This is a genomic window from Porifericola rhodea, from assembly GCF_030506305.1.
Taxonomy (GTDB): domain Bacteria; phylum Bacteroidota; class Bacteroidia; order Cytophagales; family Cyclobacteriaceae; genus Catalinimonas; species Catalinimonas rhodea.
On the sequence record NZ_CP119421.1, the window covers coordinates 3,623,726 to 3,641,410 of the forward strand.

Sequence of the window (17,685 nt, forward strand, 5' to 3'; positions counted from 1 at the left end):
ATTTTTACCTAATTTGTTGAATGAATCACAATTAGAACTGGATTACATTATCTAACTATTTATTTTAATTATAATTACGCAAGAGACATGAAATTAGCGGTCGTAGGTGCTACCGGACTTGTAGGTAGCGAAATCCTGAAAGTGTTAGCAGAAAGAAATTTTCCATTAGATGAGCTACTGCCCGTAGCTTCAGCCAGATCTGCCGGTAAAGAGATTAGCTTTAAGGGTAAATCTTATAAGGTAGTAGGTATGGAAGAGGCTATTGCCGCTAAACCCGACATTGCTATTTTCTCTGCAGGTGGCTCTACTTCACTGGAGTACGCTCCCAAGTTTGCTGAGGTAGGTACAACTGTAGTAGATAACTCTTCGGCCTGGCGTATGAACCCGGATAATAAGCTGGTAGTACCCGAAATCAACGCAAACGTATTAGAAGACAGCGACAAGATTATTGCAAACCCTAACTGCTCTACCATACAAATGGTACTGGCGCTGGCTCCTCTTCATAAAAAATACAAAGTAAAGCGTGTGGTTGTTTCTACTTATCAGTCGGTAACCGGAACTGGTAAAGCAGCAGTGGACCAAATGATGAATGAACGCGAAGGCAAAGAAGGGGAAAAAGTTTACCCTTATCGCATAGATATGAATGTTTTACCTCATATTGATGTGTTCTTTGACAATGGCTACACCAAAGAAGAAATGAAGATGGTGAACGAAACAGTAAAAATCTTTGGTGATGAAAGTATTCGCGTTACTGCTACTGCCGTGCGTATCCCTACCATGGGAGGACACTCAGAAGCCGTAAATGTAGAGTTTGAAGATGAGTTTGAGCTGGAAGAAGTAAGAAAGCTACTGGCTGAAACCCCTGGTGTTGTTGTGGAAGATGATGTTAAAAACAATGTCTACCCTATGCCTATTAATGCACATAATAAAGATGAAGTTTTTGTGGGTCGTTTGAGAAGAGACGAAACTCAACCTAAAACACTGAATATGTGGATAGTAGCTGACAACTTACGTAAAGGAGCAGCTACCAATGCAGTACAGATTGCCGAATATCTGGTAGCCCAGAAGTTGGTTACCGCATAAATATTTTCTTAGTTAAGTCTATGCGTCATTGATAGCGTAGGAGAAGAGTTGCTGCTTTTCTCTGGCTATCAGTGACGTTTTTTTATTTGCCTGTTTTGTCTATTGCACAGCTTTTACGTCCGGAAGTACAAGCCTTTATTGCGGAGCATCGCCATGATGATCCTGTGCAGCTGGTATTGTCTGCTCATAAATATCCTGATATACCCGTAAAAGAAGTAGCTGCCCAGCTACAGGCAGGACGTAAAGCCAGGCAGAAGTTTCCGGAATGGTATCAGCAGCAGCATATCATTTTTCCGATGAGCCTATCGGTAGAGCAGGCTTCTTCAGAAGCTACAGCACGCTACAAAACACAATTACTGGCAGGGCAAGAGTTAGTAGACCTTACGGGAGGAATGGGCATAGACCTCTATTATATGAGTAAGTCTTTTCAACAGGCTACTTATGTTGAGCAGCAGGAAGAACTGGTAGCTATAGCACGTCATAATTTTGAGACGTTACAGGCCCAGCACATCAATTGTGTACATAGTAGTTCCGAAGTATTTCTACAAAACCTTGATCATAAGGTAGATGCTATTTACCTGGACCCAGCTCGCCGAGATGAGCACAAAAGAAAAGTCTTTCGTCTGGAGGATTGTACTCCCAACGTGGTGGAGCTTCAGGATGAACTTCTGAAAAAAAGTGAGCATGTCCTTATTAAAACTGCCCCGCTGTTAGATATTCAGTTAGCACTGCAGGCGCTAAAATCTGTAGAAAAAGTAATTGTAATTGCGGCAGAACAGGAGTGTAAAGAGGTGCTGTATCTGTTGGGCGCTAAGGCTAAAGTGCAGCCAATAATAGAAACGGTACATTTAGCTGGAGACAAAATCCAACAGTTTAATTTTACAAAAGAAGGTGAAGCAGAAACTGATGTAAGCTATAACGTGCCGCAACACTATTTGTATGAGTCTAATGCCGCGCTTCTTAAAGCAGGAGCTTTTAAATCAGTTGCTCAGGTTTATGGATTAGCTAAACTGCACCCAAATAGTCATTTGTATACTTCAGCTGAGTTGGTGGATGATTTTCCTGGAAGAATTTTTAGAGTTATAGAAGTGGTAAAGTATAGTAAAAAAGCAATAAAAGCAGCAGTCCCTTCAGGTAAAGCAAACATCACAACTCGTAACTTTCCTGACAGCGTACTCCAGATACGCAAAAAAACAGGCTTAAAAGATGGTGGTAACACTTATATTTTTGCTACCACAGACCTTGACGGAAAGTATATATTGCTTGTTTCTGAAAAGCTAAGTGTGTATTAAACTAAATGTAGTATTTTACTTGATAAGTTTAACTTTTTGTGTGATTTTTCATATTATTGAAGTGGATTACACATTGTTAAGCTATGAGAAAAATATTTACCCTTCTGCTTATTGCGGGTATACCCTCTTTTTTCACTAATTCTACTCTGGCGCAGTCTATTACTTTTGGAAAAGTGACAGCCGAAGAATTACGTCAAACACATTATGATAAGGATTCTACCGCCGCGGCCGCAGTACTGTACGAAAATGGAGAAACTTCCTTCCAATATCTGGATAATATTGGTTTTAGAGTAGTAACAGAGCATACCGTAAGAATAAAAATTTATGATAAAGCAGCGTACGAATGGGGTAATGTAAAAATTCCCCTCTACAACGATGGCTTTAACCGCACAGAGGTCTACCGCAGACTAGATGGCTTTGTCTATAATCTGGAAAACGGAATGATACAAAGAGATGAACTGGAAAAAGAGGCCGTTTACGAAGAGGATATTAATGAATATTGGAGAGAGATCAAGTTTGCTTTACCCAACATTAAAGAAGGGTGTGTTTTAGAATATCGGTATACCGTAGAGTCGCCCTTTTTACTTAAGCTAGACGATTGGAAATTTCAACGCAACATACCTGTAAAGTGGAGTGAATATAGACTTACAGTTCCTGCTTTTTATCAATATATGATTCTTAAGCAAGGCTATTTTGATCTGGAGATACAGGAAGTGGAGCTGGATAAAAACGAGCATCATCTTGGTAACTATACTTACCAGAACATGAAGTTCCATTGGGCTATGAAAGACCTGCCTGCGTATGAGCATGAAGAGTACATGACTACTCGTGAAGATTATATAGCAAAGGTGATGTTTCAGCTCTCTAAAGTGAATTATCCCGGGCGTAGGGTCAAGGATTATATGACCAACTGGCCTCAACTGATAGAAGACCTGATGGATATTACTCACTATGGTAAAAACTTTAAAAAGGATGTAACTGAGGATATTGTTGAAGAATTAACCGCTAGCCTGACTACTGAGCAGGCTAAAGCAGAAGCAATTTACACTTATGTGCAACAAAACTATGCTTGGAATGATAGGTATGCTTATGCACCTTCGCTTACAATCAGGCAGTTCTTAAAAGCCAAGGAAGGTAACAGCTCAGATATCAATGCTCTTTTGCTTGTTATGCTTAGAGAGGCGGGTATAGAAGCCTATCCGGCCTTAGTAAGTACCAAAGATCATGGAGCTATTACTACTAAATTTCCGTTACTTGATCAGTTTAACAGTGCTTTGGTCTATGCCCAGATTGATGGCCAGGGCTATTTGTTAGACGCTATAGACCCTGACCTACCTTTTGGTATGATTAGCGAACCCTGCCTGAATGGCTATGCGCTGGTAGCTGATGAAGATGCTAAAGAAGAACAATGGCTGAATGTTACACAACAGGGACTTGATTTTGAAGATACTTACATTTTCCTACAGTTAGATGAAGAGCAACAAGCTTATACTGCGCAGGTTAGAGAATCTTTCAGGGAGTATTCCGCCATTAAAGCAAGAAAAGTTATTCTTCAGAACAAGGCACAGCTAGAGCAAAATGCAGAGATGAAAGACCTTGCTTTTCTGAATCTGGAAGATAAAAACAAGCCTTTAATTATTACCTATAATACCAGCTACGAAGCAGAAGCCTTGGGAGATCTTATTTACATTAACCCTTATGAAAGGATAATACAGGAAAATCCATTTAATAAGCCTGAAAGATACTACCCAGTTAATTTTGGGTTGAGAAAAGTTCATAGGTATAACTTCACCTTCATGTTACCAGAAGGCTATGTAGTAGATGAACTGCCCGAAGATGTTAGTTTGTCTACCCCTCAAAAGGGAATTACTTACAGTAGCATGTCTAAAGTTAATGGGAGTACAGTACAGGTTTCCGCGCTGCTACAGCTGAGTAAGGTAAGCTATTCGGTTGAAGAGTATCAGGAGCTAAGAAGCTTCTATGCAGAAATGATAGATAAACAGGGACAAAATATTGTACTCAAGCCAGACAAAACAGAATAGATAAATTAAGTCCGTTTACTTCTCAAGGGCAATAAACGGACTTCAATCTATGTGAGGGTTCTATTATTGATAAGCCTTATTAAACCGATAAGCTAATGTAGTAGCCGCTGTGGTTTCTTATATTAATTACCTGCCCATCTTCCAGGATTAAGTATTGTCCACGTATCCCTAAAAGTTTTGAAGAAATAACAGGGTTTTTATCTAGTCCCAGGCTTTTTACTTTGGTGGGGTATTCCAGCACTGGGTAACTAATTTCAGTAATAGGGCACTCTTGCAGTACGTATTCCTGTAAGTCTTCCGGTATATTCTGATGAGCCGTAGCGCAGTTTTCTTCCAGATGAAGACCTTCTTTAGTAATATTCTTAAGCATGTTCCTCCAATTGGTTTTGTCAGTAAACTGTGCTTTCAATGAAACTTCTATCAGGCCTGCAAGATAACGATAGGGGACTTCAGCGATGGGTAATGCCTTACGGGCTCCCTGGTCAATCCAACGGGTGGGCACCTGTACATCACGAGTAACTCCTACTTTTATAGCATCTGTTTGAGCGAGGTAAACGATATGAGGTTGCATATGGTGCTTCTCCTCCCATTCCACATCTCTGCCTTCGCCCAGGTGAGCACGGCACAGTTCAGGCCGAATAATACACTCTGAGTTTTGGGGAGCATTGATAAAGCAAGGGTAGCAGAATCCCTGCCCATAGGCTTTTTTAATAGCACGCCCACAGTTAATACAGTTTATTCTTCCATCAAAAGCAATATGAATGTCCTGCCCTATCAACTGATTCATATCAATTTCATCTTCCTCCAGCTTTAACGTATATTGAACAGGTTCTCCTAATGCAACACGCATTTTCAGTAAATTGCCTTCGTATGTCACGGGATATATATTTTTTTAGTGATATAGGTTGGCAAATTACAGCAATTTAGAAGGAAAAATAAACCCCATCCTACATTTTACGGATATAGAAAATATCGTATTTATGAACAAAGAGAAAATTACAGTAAGTATTATGGGTTGTGGCTGGCTGGGCTTCCCTTTAGCTACTTTTTTATTAGATAAGGGGTTCGCTATTAAAGGCTCTACTACTACCCCAGACAAAATGCCGGTAATGTCAGATCATGGTATAGAGCCTTTCCTGATTAGTATAAGTCCTGAAATTAACCAGGATTTTGAGTCTGCTTTTTTTGATAGCGAAGTACTGATTTTGAACATACCTCCCTCCAGAAAGCAGCTAGAAATTGTGACTACCTACCCTGCTTTGATAGAGGAAGTATTGAAAATTGCGGATGATACTCCTGTGCAAAAGATTCTGTTTGTCAGCTCCACTTCAGTTTACCCTAACCTAAATCGTAAGGTGAATGAAGAAGAAGCAGGTGGTGAGCTAAGTGCTTCAGGGGAAGCACTTTTAAAAGCAGAGCAAATACTGCAAAATCAGCAGCGGTTTGAGGTAAGTATCCTCCGCTTCTGTGGCTTGTTTGATAGCGAGCGAAATCCTGGACGTTTTTTGGCAGGAAAATACCTGGATAGCAATGGTAGCGACAAAGTAAACCTCATTCATCAGGATGATTGTATTAATATCATCAGCGAAATATTAAAGCAAAGTGCCTGGGGAGAAGTATTTAATGCCTGTGCTGATCAACACCCTGAAAAAGAGCACTTTTATAGCAAAGCAACAGCCAGTATAGGTCTGGAAGCTCCAAGGTTTAATGAGACAGCGCCTTCGGCCTACAAAGAAGTTGACAGTAGTAAACTCAAAAAGAAGTTAAATTATACTTTTATTTATCCTGATCCGGAAGCGGTGATAGATAAGTCCTGAAAGGGTAGGCTGAGGAAAAAAAAGAAGCCGGATAATTATTTTCCGGCTTTGGTAGTATTTTGTTTTTCCAGATCAAAAAGGTCGTTGAGCACGTCTATTAGGGTTTCTGCCTCGCCACGTTTACAGGCGGCTTTGAGCTGAAGTACCGGCAGTTTGATGATTTTCTGCATCATGCCCTTGGTGATCTTTTCAATATAGTCTGCTTCTTTGCTATCCATATTTTTCAGGTAGCGAGAAATTTCCTCCTGACGAATTTGCTCCAAAGCATTTTTAAGACGATTAATAGTAGGTGAAACTTCCATCTCCTGCATCCAGCCTTCCACATCTACCAGTGTTTCTTCTATGATTGCCTTTACATGCGGAATAGCGTTAATACGCTTACGGAGTGCCTCATCCGCCTTATTTTGAATATCATCTATATTATAAACCAGTGCACCTGGTACATTTTCTACTTCAGCTTCTATGCTGCGAGGTACTGAAAGGTCTATCAGGTATTTGTAACTCAGATGCTCTCTGTTATCAAACAGAGTTTTAGTAATAAGAGGAGATTGAAGAGATACGGCAGATACAACTATATCAGCTTCTAAAATAGCGTCATGTACCTCTTCGTAAAGGCAGGTTGCAAAACCGTACTGTGTCGCCATATTTACAGCTTTTTCGTGCGTACGGTTAATTACAGTTACTTTAAAAAGCTTATCAATATTGTCGGAGTCACCAATATTTTTACAAACATCAGCACCAATTTCACCCAGACCTATAACCAGAACCCGAGGATTGATGATCTCATTTGCCAGGTCAAAAACGAGTTCAGAAGCAGCATAGGATACAGAGGCAGCACCATCGCGGAAGGGAGTTTCCTGCACTACTCGTTTGTTGGTAAAAAAGATAGTATGTAACAGGCGATGAAGGAAGGGACCAGCCATCTCCATATCAGCAGAGGCCTGGTAAGCACGCTTTACCTGGTTAGAGATTTGCATATCGCCCACCACCTGAGACTCCAGGCCGGTAGCTACATGAAAAAGGTGGCGCATTGCCTCTTTTTCATCATTGTATCTTACAAAATAGTCGCTGAGATTGGCCAGGTCAATCAGACCTTTTTCAATGATGATGAGTTTGATAATCTCGTCACTAAAATCTTCTTCTGCGGTATAATAAACTTCTGTGCGGTTGCAGGTAGAAAGCACTAAGGCTTCAGTTATGCTAATAACTTCTTTGAACTTACGAAGCAGGCTAGTGATCTCCTGATCATTTAAAGCTACCCTCTCACGAATCTCAATAGGGCTATTCTTGTATGTTAAGCTTATTAATTTGAAGTTGTTTTGCATAATGACAATAAACTCAATAGGCAAAGATAATTTCAGTTCCTTGAACTTTAAAATTAAGACTACTCAGAAAGTTAATTTAGAATGATTATAAATGATTGTTTTGCCTTCATATGATTCACTTTTACAACGTGATCCTCTTTAATTTAGGTTCAATGAAGCATAAGAATATTAATAAACTGAGCATTCTGATACAAAACAAATACTTAGTGAGCTATTCTAAAATGATAAAAGTCAGTTTTTGAACAAAATTAAGATAAGGGCGGGCAATAGTAAGTTGTAATCCTATCATTTTGATACTTTGTACATAGCTATAAGTATGTGTTATGATAAACGACTAAGGTATTTGCAATAAATTTTATAATTTTAATGGCTAATACTTATCATTTTTTAATCATTACAAACCTACACACATGCCAGACGACCTAAAGCCATTGAATAAAATATTGGTGGCCAACCGTGGTGAGATTGCCATCCGAATTTTGCGAGCTGCTTCAGAACTCAGAATTAGAACGGTAGCCATATACACTTATGAGGATCGCTATTCTTTACACCGCTACAAAGCAGATGAGGCTTATCAGATTGGAGAAGATAATGAACCCCTTAAGCCTTATCTGGATATAGAAGAAATTATACTTTTAGCCAAACGCCAGAATGTAGATGCAATACACCCAGGCTATGGATTTCTTTCAGAAAATGTACAGCTTTCTCGCCGCTGCCGCGAAGAGGGAATCATCTTTGTAGGTCCTGAGCCTGAAGTGATGGAGCAGTTGGGGGATAAAGTATCCGCCAAAAAAATTGCCCTCAACGCAGAAGTGCCGGTGATTGAAGATAGTAAAGAAACTCTGGTCAACGAAGAGATTGCTCTGAAAGAAGCAGAGCGCATTGGTTTTCCGGTTATGCTAAAAGCCGCTGCTGGTGGCGGAGGGCGTGGTATGCGTGTAATCAGAGATGCTAAAAGTCTCAAAAACGCTTTCTCAGAAGCTAAAAGTGAAGCTAAAAAAGCTTTTGGTGACGATACTGTATTTTTAGAAAAATTTATTGAAGAGCCTAAGCACATAGAGGTGCAGATAATGGGAGATAACTATGGAAACATAGTCCACCTGTACGAGCGCGACTGTTCTGTGCAGCGTCGTTTTCAGAAAGTGGTAGAAGTAGCTCCTTCTTCTAACCTGAAGCAGGAGACCAAAGATAAACTCTATCAATATGCCTTACAGATTACTCGCTCGGTTAACTACAATAATGTAGGTACGGTAGAGTTTCTGGTAGACAAAAATGAAGGTATATATTTTATTGAAGTTAATCCGCGTATACAGGTAGAGCATACCATTACGGAAGAAATTACCGGAATAGATATTGTTCGCTCTCAAATATTAATAGCGCAGGGGCGTAAGCTGGCTGATCCGCGTATATTTATCCGCAAACAGGAAGACATCAAAATACAAGGCTTTGCCATACAGTGCCGAGTTACTACAGAAGATCCTAAAAACAACTTCCGTCCTGACTATGGTACCATCATTGCTTATCGGAATGCCGGCGGATTTGGAATACGACTAGACGAAGGTAGCTCTTATCCGGGTGTAACCATATCACCCTTCTTCGACTCTATGCTAGTTAAAATTTCTGCTACCGGGCGTACACTCAAAGGAGCCTCCCAGCGTTTGCAGCGAACTTTGCGAGAGTTTAGAATCCGTGGAGTAAAAACCAATATTGGCTTTCTGATTAATGTGATTTCGCACCCCACCTTCTACAGAGGAGAGGCTACGGTTAACTTTATTGAAAGTAAGCCCGAGCTGTTCAGCATAAGGGAAGGGCTGGACCGTGCTACCCGCACCCTGATGTATCTGGCTGATGTTACCGTAAATGGTAATCCGAATGTGCGATTTATGGATCCCAATAAATCGTTTCGCACGCCTATTCTTCCCTCTCAGTTAATGGATGAGCCCGCCAGCGGCGCAAAGGTTAACTATCAGTATGTACCCTATCCGGAAGGTACCAAAAATAAGTTGGAAAGCCTGGGCCGTGAAAAGTTTGTAGATTGGCTTAAGCAGGAAAAAAAGATACAGTATACCGACACTACATTTAGAGATGCACATCAGTCATTGCTAGCAACCCGTATGCGGAGTCTGGATATGCTAAAGGTTGCCGAAAGCTTTGCCAAGCATCATCCGCAGGTTTTTTCTATGGAAGTATGGGGCGGGGCTACATTTGATGTGAGTATGCGCTTTTTGCATGAAGACCCTTGGGAACGTCTACAGAAAATAAGAGCAGCAGTACCAAATATATTGCTACAGATGTTGCTTAGAGGTTCTAATGCAGTGGGTTACAAAGCCTATCCAGATAACCTGATAGAAAAATTTATTGAGAAAGCTGCCGAAAATGGTATAGATATCTTCCGTGTTTTTGATTCGCTAAACTGGGTAACCGCTATGAAAACCAGCCTACGTACTATACGTGAGCGAACCAATGCCCTAGCCGAAGCTGCAATTTGCTATACCGGTGACCTTATGTCGCCCGACAATAAAAAATATACGCTGCAATACTACCTGGACCTGGCCCGCCAGCTGGAAGATGAAGGAGCCCACATTTTGGCCATTAAAGATATGGCAGGATTACTTAAACCTTATGCTGCAGAGCTGCTGGTAAGTGAACTGAAAAAAGCGGTAGACTTGCCTGTTCATCTCCATACGCATGATACCTCTTCTATACAAACAGCAAGCTATGTCAAAGCTATTGAAGCCGGGGTAGACGTAGTAGATGTAGCCATAGGAGCCATGTCAGGCTTAACCTCGCAACCCAACTTTAATTCTGTAGTAGCTATGATGCAGGGGCACGAGCGGGAGCAGCCTATCAACCTGAAATCTCTTAATGAGTACTCCGTCTATTGGGAGGCAGTAAGGGAATATTATTACCCCTTTGAGTCTGGACTTAAAGCTGGCACTGCTGAAGTTTACGAGCATGAAATACCCGGAGGACAGTATTCTAACTTACGACCTCAGGCTGTAGCCATGGGGCTGGAGCATAAGTTTGAGACCATCAAGCAGAATTATGCTATTGTAAACAAACTTTTTGGAGAGTTGGTAAAAGTGACGCCTTCTTCTAAAGTGGTGGGAGATATGGCTATTTTTATGGCTTCCAACAACCTCACTGTAGAGGATGTACTGAACAATAGCAAAAACTTGTCTTTCCCTGAATCAGTAATCAGTTTGTTTAAAGGTGATCTAGGGCAGCCCTATGGAGGTTTTCCGGCAGAGGTACAGAAGGCAGTGCTCAAAGGAGAGGTAGCCTATACAGATCGTCCGAATGAGCATCTGGAGTCTATAGATTTTGATAAAGAGTTTACGGAGTTTCAGCAGCGCCTGGGAGAGGAAAGGACCATACTGGATTTCTTATCTTATAAGTTATATCCTAAGGTGTATGAAGACTATTATAACCATATGAAGGTCTATGGGGATATGTCATCTTTACCCACTCCAGCTTTCTTTTACGGTCTTCAGTACGGAGAAGAAATTCTGGTCAACATCAGTGAGGGTAAAGTCATCATGATTAAACTGCTCTTTATCTCCGAGCCTGATGACGAAGGTTTCCGTAATGTTACTTTTGAGCTGAATGGTCAGTCTAGAAGAGTAAGTGTAAAAGATAAAAACTTTCAGGTGAAGGTTGAACAACATCGTAAAGCAGAGAAAGACAGCGAAACCGAAATTGGTGCTCCTCTTCAAGGCAGGCTTTCAGGTATCATGGTAAAGGCCGGACAGGAGGTAGAAGAGGGTACTCCTTTATTTGTTATAGAAGCAATGAAAATGGAGTCTACCATCTCTGCTCCTCATGCCGGAGTAATCAAAAAAATCTACCTTGAAAGTGGAGTTATGGTGGAGCAGGATGATCTGGTAGTTGAGTTTGAATAAATCTTATAAGAGGCATATTGCAAAAAGACGTGTAAAACTGCACGTCTTTTTTTATTGTCTAATGCAGTGCAAACCAAAAATTATGGGTAAATCACTTTTCTTACCCAACAAATATGTAGTAAGGTGGTTAAAAGACATATATGCCAGTATTCTATAATACGGGAGCCCTGTGGCACTGAAAAATATGTGTACTGGCCATCATTTTTTTACTGAAATCACTTTTTTAACCTATAATTTAATCAAAATGAGATTTTTGACAGGAATCCTAACCGTTGCATTGGCTGGAGTTGCTGCTAGTATCATCTTTTCACAAGATGGCAGCACCAAAGCCAGAACTCGCAAAAGATTTAGCAAAGACAGTAGCCGTTTAAAATCGGATGTAGAAAAAACGATTAACGAAGGCATCTACAATGTGCTGGACGTTGTAAGTGAGCTTCTTTCAGAATACGCTAAGAAGAGCCAAAGCTCTTTGAAGCAGGCGAAAAAGAGAAAGAAGTACATCACTTTATAAAACCTGGAGCCTAAATGAGCTCACTGCGATTTCATTTTACAGAATGAATTTCAAAGAAAAGAGCCCAGTCGGCTCTTTTCTTTTCATAACGAACCCTCTCCAATGGAATTTAATATTGAAAACCCTTTAAAATTAGTAACAGAAAAGGTAGAAGGGTGGATCACAGATCTGATAGCTATGTTGCCCAACCTGGTGGTAGCTATTCTGATTGTGGTCATTTTTTATGTAATAGCGCGTTTGGCACGTAAGGGAGCTGTCAACCTTTTTCAGCGTGTATCTTCTAACGAAGCAGTTAAAAACCTGTTTTCTAACATTATTTTTATCGGCTTTTTAATAGCGGGTATATTTGTAGCGCTGGGCATACTTGACCTGGATAAAACTGTTACATCTTTGCTTGCAGGAGTAGGTATCATCGGTTTAGCCTTAGGTTTTGCCTTCCAGGATATTGCTGCCAACTTCATTTCCGGTGTTCTTATCGCTTTTCGCCAACCCTTTAAAGTAGGGGATATTATTGAAAATGATGGGCATATGGGTACTGTTAGTGAAATTAATTTGAGAACTACTACCATACGTACTTTTCAGGGATTAGAAGTTTTAATTCCTAATAAGCAGCTTTTCCAAAATGTGGTTACCAACTATACTCGTACCAGCGAAAGAAGAGTAGATTTGGGAGTGGGTGTTTCTTATGGCGATGACCTGGCAAAAGTGAAAAAAGTAACCATTGACGCGGTTTCCGCTCTGGACAGTATAGATAAGAGTAGAGAGGTTACTCTCTTTTACAATGAATTTGGTGATAGCTCTATTAATTTTTCGGTACGCTTCTGGGCTAAATCTCCTAAACAGCCTGACTATCTACAGGCTTTAAGCGATGCTATTATGGCTATTCAAGCTGCATATAACGAACATGATATTATGATTCCTTTCCCTATACGTACACTGGATTTTGGTATTAAAGGAGGAGAAAAGCTTTCGGAAATGGTTTTGCACCATAATAATGGCAAACCCAGACAAACTGATGGTGCTTAGCATATCTAAACTAGAGGTTTGCAAATAATCAAAACAAGCAGTTTCCTTTTGGACATTGCTTTTTTTATGGATAATATTAGGTAAGTAAGGGTATTAGTTAGAAGGCATTGCCCTATTTTTTTAAACTTTAAACTAATTTTTTATGACTACAATTCCTTCTGATCCAAAGTTAGATAGCACACTTGCTATCCTTAAAGATGGTTACACTTTTATAGAAAGACGGTGCAGAGAGTTTCAATCTGATATTTTTGAAACCCGAGTGTTAGGAGAGAAAGCAGTTTGTATTCAGGGGCAGGATGCAGCTGGTATTTTTTATGACCCTCAGAAATTTAAGCGTAAAGGAGCTACTCCCAAAAGGATACAAAGGACTCTGTTTGGAGAAGGGGGCGTACAAGGACTGGATGGCGAAGCACACCAACACCGTAAACAGGCTTTTATGTCTTTAATGAGTCATGAGAGAGTAAAAGACCTGATGCATTTGGTTCGCGCAGAGTGGCTAGTGCAAATAAAAAAATGGAGCAACAAAGAGCAGCTTGTAATTTTTGAAGAGAGTAAGGTGGTTATGTGCCGGGCAGCATGTGCTTGGGCTGGTGTTCCTCTTTCAGAAGAAAAGCTAACTCAAAGGGCAGATGATTTGGCAATGATGGTAGATGCTTTTGGAGGTGTAGGGATAAGGAATATCAAAGGTAGGTTAGCCCGCCAGAGGTCAGAGCAATGGGTAAAACATTTGATTATTCAGGTGCGAGCTAACCAAATCCAAGCTCAGGAAGGTACAGCATTACACATGTTTTCGCACCATCAGGACTTAAATGGTGAACTTTTAGACCCAGAGATTGCGGCAGTTGAACTCCTCAATATTCTTCGTCCTTTAGTAGCTGTAGCCTGGTATGATACTTTTCTTGCGCTGGCGCTCTTTCAGTATCCTCAGTACAGGAAAAAACTTCAACACGGAAGCGATCAGGATATGGAAGATTTTGTGCAGGAAGTTAGGCGCTTTTATCCTTTTACGCCGTTTTTAGGCGCCAGGGTACTGGAGGAATTTGAATGGAAAGGACACCAATTTACTAAAGACAGATTGGTTTTGCTGGATGTTTATGGTACAAACCGTGGAGAAAAGTACTGGCAGAAGGCTGAGGTTTTCTTTCCGGAACGTTTTAGAGAATGGGATGAGAGTAAATACAACTTTATTCCACAGGGAGGAGGTGATTTTTTGACGAACCATCGTTGTGCTGGTGAGTGGGTTACCATAGGTGCGATGAAGGTAGCTTTAGATATACTTGTAAACCATCTGGAATATGATGTTCCTGAGCAGGATTTTCAATACAGCCTGGATCGTATGCCTGCATTGCCTCATAGTGGGTTTATACTCAGTAATGTAAGGCTGAAATAATGCTTAACTAGCTTAATTAGTCTGTTTACACAAAAATACCCACCCTTAATGCAGGTGGGTATTATTTTCTATGCTAACCTAAATTGATTATCCTAGGCGGGTACAGCTGCCGACTGATCGTCAGTAACTGCCTGGGGGGCATTGGTCTGTACAGAATCTATACCTTTATCGCATGAGCCCTCAGAAGCATACATCTGGCTGGAACCAATCACCTGGCCATTACTGGCTTTAAGGTTGAAGTAATGCTTACCATTAGAAGAAGTTTTCTTCTCAAACCTTTTCTCATTCAAAGCATTTTTCTGAACAGATGCTATACCTTTCAAACAGTTTGTCTTGGTCTTGTACCCTTCGCTACTGAGAATAGCCTGACCATTGCTTGCTTTAAGGGTAAATTGAAATTCTCCATTTTTCCGTTTGCTAATGATAAATTTTCCCATAGTGAAGTATTTATTAGGGTGGATGATGCTATAAATTAAGTAAGTCTGATAAAAAACACTAATTTTTATAGACTAAATACCTATATAATTCATGCGTACTTTTATTTAGCTAAAAGCTGGGTACCTCATCTAGTGTAATGTAAATAGTTCATCTACGTAAAAATCTCTGCTTAACAAATCATAGTTATCCAGGCACTCGCTATTACCGCTTCGCATAATACTTGCGCAAGCACCATTCGGCAGGCTACTTTCCAGATGCCTGCGATCTAGCACACAGTGCCCCAACTCATGGAAAATAATAAACTCTTTGTATAAGTCGCTGGCACGATTCCAGAAACTTCTGTCAATAGTTACCTTTCTGGGGCTACGAAAGCGATTACAAGCACATTGTCCCGCTATATGTTCTTGTTCAATTTCTTCAATGCTGGCACTTATCTCTAAGTTGGTCAGATCATAATTAAAACCTCTGGCACGGGCTTCCTCTTCAAAACGGCTAAAGTACTGGTACAGGGCTTCATCTACATTTGGATATAAGGGTTTTTGCTCTTCTTCGGGCAACATTAAATCTTCTTCTTGTGTACAGGCCGATACCAAATTCAAAAGCAATAGTGTAAAGGCAGTTGTGTATACTTTGGAAATAGTCATAACCTCAATGTTTACAGCTTATTATATGATTGATTTAGATACGCTTCTATGCTGTAAAATATTGTCATTCAGATGGTTAAGAGTAGGGAATGCTTGTATTTGTGCTGTTAATGTCACCTGCAAGACACTAATGGGTAAGTTTTTCCTAAACTGACGCAAATAGTATTTTTTCTACCTCAGTCCGATATTTCTCACCTGCGTAACATTTACTAATAATCATGCAGACAATGACCTAATACTGATATTACTGCCTATATATGTATTTCATTTTATGATCAGTTCTTAAGTTTATATTTAAACTTTACAGCAAATTTTTAAGCTTTAGCAATGTTATTATTTAGAATAATATAATATTTTATTAAAATAATTTAATAATTAAAAAATCTTACATTATCTTTACATGTAGATATTTATAGAAAAGTATCAGAGATGAGAAACATTTTTAAATTACCTAACCGTGAGAAGGGATCAGTTAACTACGCTGATGCTAAACCCAGAGGGATACACCATACTGTGAGGGTTAAGGAGCCTTATAATGATACCTGGAATCATATCTGGGGACAAATCAAAAAAATAGGGCTTGCAGAAGAAGAAAGGGCTTTCAAAAGCCAGGTCATCTACAGTTATGATCCTCCAGTAGTGCTTAAAACTACTCCCCCACGAATAGTAGATAAGCAGTATTGCTGTTCTCTTCCCGTAGAAAAAGCTTCACTTTTACCTCAGCGCAGGGAAGCTAAAGTTTGTACACCTGAAATTGTACAGGCACTATTAGTAGCTGAACAGAAAGCTGAAAAACATTCTGCTAGAGGAGTTGAGAGCCCTAGCGAAGATTACTTTCAGATGGAGCAGTGGGTTTACACTGAGTCTGGTACGGAAGAGAGTGAGCAGGAGCAGGAGCAAAAGCCAATCAGCTATCATTACGCTTTAGAAATAGCTCAAGAGGCAATTGAAGAGTCCGCCTTAGCGTATACAGAAGAAGTAAATTCTTCCGAGCCGATAGGCAGTAGAGGTGAGCCCTGGAATAGTGAGCCTCTTGCTGGGCCTTCTGATATTGTGGTGGAATATGCCAGCGTATTTGCAGGTACTGATGCCCACACTACTTACAGTATATCTGCCTTTGAAAGACAAGAGGTAGTGCCCGAAGGGCAAAAAACGAAGCAAAAGGTAAATCGTGGCACTTATAGAGCCAAGGCAGTGCCCTGGCCTAAAGGAAAATTCCGACATAAAGAGAAACGAAAACGGCAGCTAGCTACTACTTCAAACAAAGTGCTGTCGCATGCTCATCTTTTTAGGCAAAAGCCAGGGACTATATCCAAAAGAAATAAGCTAAAAAAGCAGAGCCAGAATCAGTTGATGATGGAGGCTATGGGTCTGACAGCTTTGGGGGCTCAGATTGCTTCTGCCCCTCCTGAATTGTTAGGTGTGCAGGGGTAATCTCAGCCTTTTGTATGGATTAGTGTAGGAGCGAAGGTGTTTTAAGCTTGGTGTGTAAGTTTAAATTGAAGTGGGGTAGGCATATTTGCAAATCTGCTAGTTTTTTTGTAAAATCTAGTGGTGGATTGCTTGTATTAGCTTTCTATATCATTTCAATTTTTTTCTCAAACTTTAATATCAAAGCCATGAATTTCACTGGACAAAAGTTAGAGAAGCCTAAAGCCAACGGTATGAGTTTCCCTTCCGTAGTTAAGTTTATGGCTTCTGATGAGCTTACCCTAAGCGCCGACCTTTCAATAGACGAGGCGATCAACATTATTCTGGATAATAAGCTTACCGGTGCACCGGTGCTGGATAATGATCGCGCTATTGTGGGTATGCTAACAGAAAAAGACTGCCTGAGGTTGATCGTAGACAGTGCATATAACAATATGCCTAACCATGACAGAACGGTAGCTGATTATATGTCTCCGGTAGTAAAAACTGTGACTACTGAGCATGACATATTGGATGTAGCTAACGAATTTTTGACTACACACTTCAGGAAGTTTCCGGTAGTGCACAACGGACGTTTAGTTGGACAGGTAAGTAGGAGAGATATTCTTAAAGCCATTCGCGAGACAAAAAGCACTACCTGGTAGGCACTATGTTTTAACATCGTATTTTTGAGTCCTTAGCTGATTTTTTAATGAATGTCGTGACTGCTATAAACTAACGAACAGCAGTCACCCTTAAACTTTGCGGACTAACAGAAGCCTGACATATTATCATTTTAATGGAA

Annotated in this window: 14 protein-coding genes; 10 read left to right on the forward strand and 4 right to left on the reverse strand. The window is 40.3% G+C overall.

The features are described from left to right. The first annotated feature begins 87 nt into the window (after window positions 1-87). The 3 genes from PZB74_RS14960 to PZB74_RS14970 all read left to right on the forward strand — a co-directional run bounded on the left by PZB74_RS14960 (window position 88) and on the right by PZB74_RS14970 (window position 4,417). On the forward strand, window positions 88-1,083 hold the full coding sequence (locus PZB74_RS14960) for an aspartate-semialdehyde dehydrogenase (protein ID WP_302237424.1): 996 nt from the start codon (window positions 88-90) through the stop codon (window positions 1,081-1,083). Window positions 1,084-1,178: 95 nt separating this feature from the next. Next, window positions 1,179-2,375 (forward strand): THUMP-like domain-containing protein, encoded by a 1,197-nt coding sequence (locus tag PZB74_RS14965; RefSeq protein WP_302237426.1) that lies wholly within the window; start codon window positions 1,179-1,181, stop codon window positions 2,373-2,375. A gap of 83 nt (window positions 2,376-2,458) precedes the next feature. Then, window positions 2,459-4,417 (forward strand): transglutaminase domain-containing protein, encoded by a 1,959-nt coding sequence (locus PZB74_RS14970; protein WP_302237428.1) that lies wholly within the window; start codon window positions 2,459-2,461, stop codon window positions 4,415-4,417. Between the two features lie 79 nt (window positions 4,418-4,496). On the opposite strand, the gene PZB74_RS14975 is transcribed toward PZB74_RS14970, so the two are convergent. Further along, entirely contained in the window at window positions 4,497-5,267 is a 771-nt protein-coding gene (locus tag PZB74_RS14975; protein WP_302237431.1) for a DUF2797 domain-containing protein, read from the reverse strand. A 130-nt stretch (window positions 5,268-5,397) separates the two neighbouring features. Between PZB74_RS14975 and PZB74_RS14980 the strand changes: the two genes are divergently transcribed. After that, entirely contained in the window at window positions 5,398-6,234 is an 837-nt protein-coding gene (locus PZB74_RS14980; protein ID WP_302237433.1) for a Rossmann-fold NAD(P)-binding domain-containing protein, read from the forward strand. Window positions 6,235-6,269: 35 nt separating this feature from the next. Here PZB74_RS14980 and hemA read toward each other — a convergent pair whose 3' ends face one another. Then, a complete protein-coding gene (gene hemA, locus PZB74_RS14985; protein ID WP_302237434.1) occupies window positions 6,270-7,559 on the reverse strand; it encodes a glutamyl-tRNA reductase in 1,290 nt (429 codons plus the stop codon). A 410-nt stretch (window positions 7,560-7,969) separates the two neighbouring features. Between hemA and PZB74_RS14990 the strand changes: the two genes are divergently transcribed. The 4 genes from PZB74_RS14990 to cypC all read left to right on the forward strand — a co-directional run bounded on the left by PZB74_RS14990 (window position 7,970) and on the right by cypC (window position 14,388). Next, window positions 7,970-11,461 (forward strand): pyruvate carboxylase, encoded by a 3,492-nt coding sequence (locus PZB74_RS14990; RefSeq protein WP_302237437.1) that lies wholly within the window; start codon window positions 7,970-7,972, stop codon window positions 11,459-11,461. Window positions 11,462-11,705: 244 nt separating this feature from the next. Then, window positions 11,706-11,972: a hypothetical protein gene (locus PZB74_RS14995; protein ID WP_302237440.1), complete on the forward strand. Its 267-nt coding sequence runs from the start codon at window positions 11,706-11,708 to the stop codon at window positions 11,970-11,972. A gap of 102 nt (window positions 11,973-12,074) precedes the next feature. Beyond that, entirely contained in the window at window positions 12,075-12,998 is a 924-nt protein-coding gene (locus PZB74_RS15000; protein WP_302237443.1) for a mechanosensitive ion channel family protein, read from the forward strand. Between the two features lie 142 nt (window positions 12,999-13,140). Then, a complete protein-coding gene (cypC, locus tag PZB74_RS15005; RefSeq protein WP_302237445.1) occupies window positions 13,141-14,388 on the forward strand; it encodes a CYP152 family fatty-acid peroxygenase CypC in 1,248 nt (415 codons plus the stop codon). Between the two features lie 92 nt (window positions 14,389-14,480). On the opposite strand, the gene PZB74_RS15010 is transcribed toward cypC, so the two are convergent. Together PZB74_RS15010 and PZB74_RS15015 are read right to left on the reverse strand one after the other, a co-directional pair. Then, window positions 14,481-14,825, reverse strand: coding sequence for a YegP family protein (locus PZB74_RS15010; RefSeq protein ID WP_302237448.1), 345 nt, complete (start codon window positions 14,823-14,825; stop codon window positions 14,481-14,483). A 129-nt stretch (window positions 14,826-14,954) separates the two neighbouring features. Then, the gene (locus PZB74_RS15015; protein WP_302237450.1) at window positions 14,955-15,470 is read right to left on the reverse strand and encodes a hypothetical protein; all 516 of its coding nucleotides are present in this window, start codon (window positions 15,468-15,470) and stop codon (window positions 14,955-14,957) included. Window positions 15,471-15,899: 429 nt separating this feature from the next. Here PZB74_RS15015 and PZB74_RS15020 point away from each other — a divergent pair, with 429 nt between their 5' ends. After that, on the forward strand, window positions 15,900-16,904 hold the full coding sequence (locus PZB74_RS15020) for a hypothetical protein (protein WP_302237451.1): 1,005 nt from the start codon (window positions 15,900-15,902) through the stop codon (window positions 16,902-16,904). Between the two features lie 185 nt (window positions 16,905-17,089). Beyond that, window positions 17,090-17,545: a CBS domain-containing protein gene (locus tag PZB74_RS15025; RefSeq protein ID WP_302237454.1), complete on the forward strand. Its 456-nt coding sequence runs from the start codon at window positions 17,090-17,092 to the stop codon at window positions 17,543-17,545. The last annotated feature ends 140 nt before the right edge of the window (window positions 17,546-17,685 follow it).

Excerpts from the sequence above, each read along its gene's own strand:
- PZB74_RS14960 (WP_302237424.1), top strand. The coding sequence starts at position 88 with ATGAAATTAGCGGTCGTAGGTGCTACCGGACTTGTAGGTAGCGAAATC.
- PZB74_RS14970 (WP_302237428.1), top strand. The coding sequence starts at position 2,459 with ATGAGAAAAATATTTACCCTTCTGCTTATTGCGGGTATACCCTCTTTT.
- PZB74_RS14975 (WP_302237431.1), bottom strand. The coding sequence starts at position 5,267 with ATGCGTGTTGCATTAGGAGAACCTGTTCAATATACGTTAAAGCTGGAG.
- PZB74_RS14980 (WP_302237433.1), top strand. The coding sequence starts at position 5,398 with ATGAACAAAGAGAAAATTACAGTAAGTATTATGGGTTGTGGCTGGCTG.
- hemA (WP_302237434.1), bottom strand. The coding sequence starts at position 7,559 with ATGCAAAACAACTTCAAATTAATAAGCTTAACATACAAGAATAGCCCT.
- PZB74_RS14990 (WP_302237437.1), top strand. The coding sequence starts at position 7,970 with ATGCCAGACGACCTAAAGCCATTGAATAAAATATTGGTGGCCAACCGT.
- PZB74_RS14995 (WP_302237440.1), top strand. The coding sequence starts at position 11,706 with ATGAGATTTTTGACAGGAATCCTAACCGTTGCATTGGCTGGAGTTGCT.
- PZB74_RS15000 (WP_302237443.1), top strand. The coding sequence starts at position 12,075 with ATGGAATTTAATATTGAAAACCCTTTAAAATTAGTAACAGAAAAGGTA.
- cypC (WP_302237445.1), top strand. The coding sequence starts at position 13,141 with ATGACTACAATTCCTTCTGATCCAAAGTTAGATAGCACACTTGCTATC.
- PZB74_RS15010 (WP_302237448.1), bottom strand. The coding sequence starts at position 14,825 with ATGGGAAAATTTATCATTAGCAAACGGAAAAATGGAGAATTTCAATTT.
- PZB74_RS15015 (WP_302237450.1), bottom strand. The coding sequence starts at position 15,470 with ATGACTATTTCCAAAGTATACACAACTGCCTTTACACTATTGCTTTTG.
- PZB74_RS15020 (WP_302237451.1), top strand. The coding sequence starts at position 15,900 with ATGAGAAACATTTTTAAATTACCTAACCGTGAGAAGGGATCAGTTAAC.
- PZB74_RS15025 (WP_302237454.1), top strand. The coding sequence starts at position 17,090 with ATGAATTTCACTGGACAAAAGTTAGAGAAGCCTAAAGCCAACGGTATG.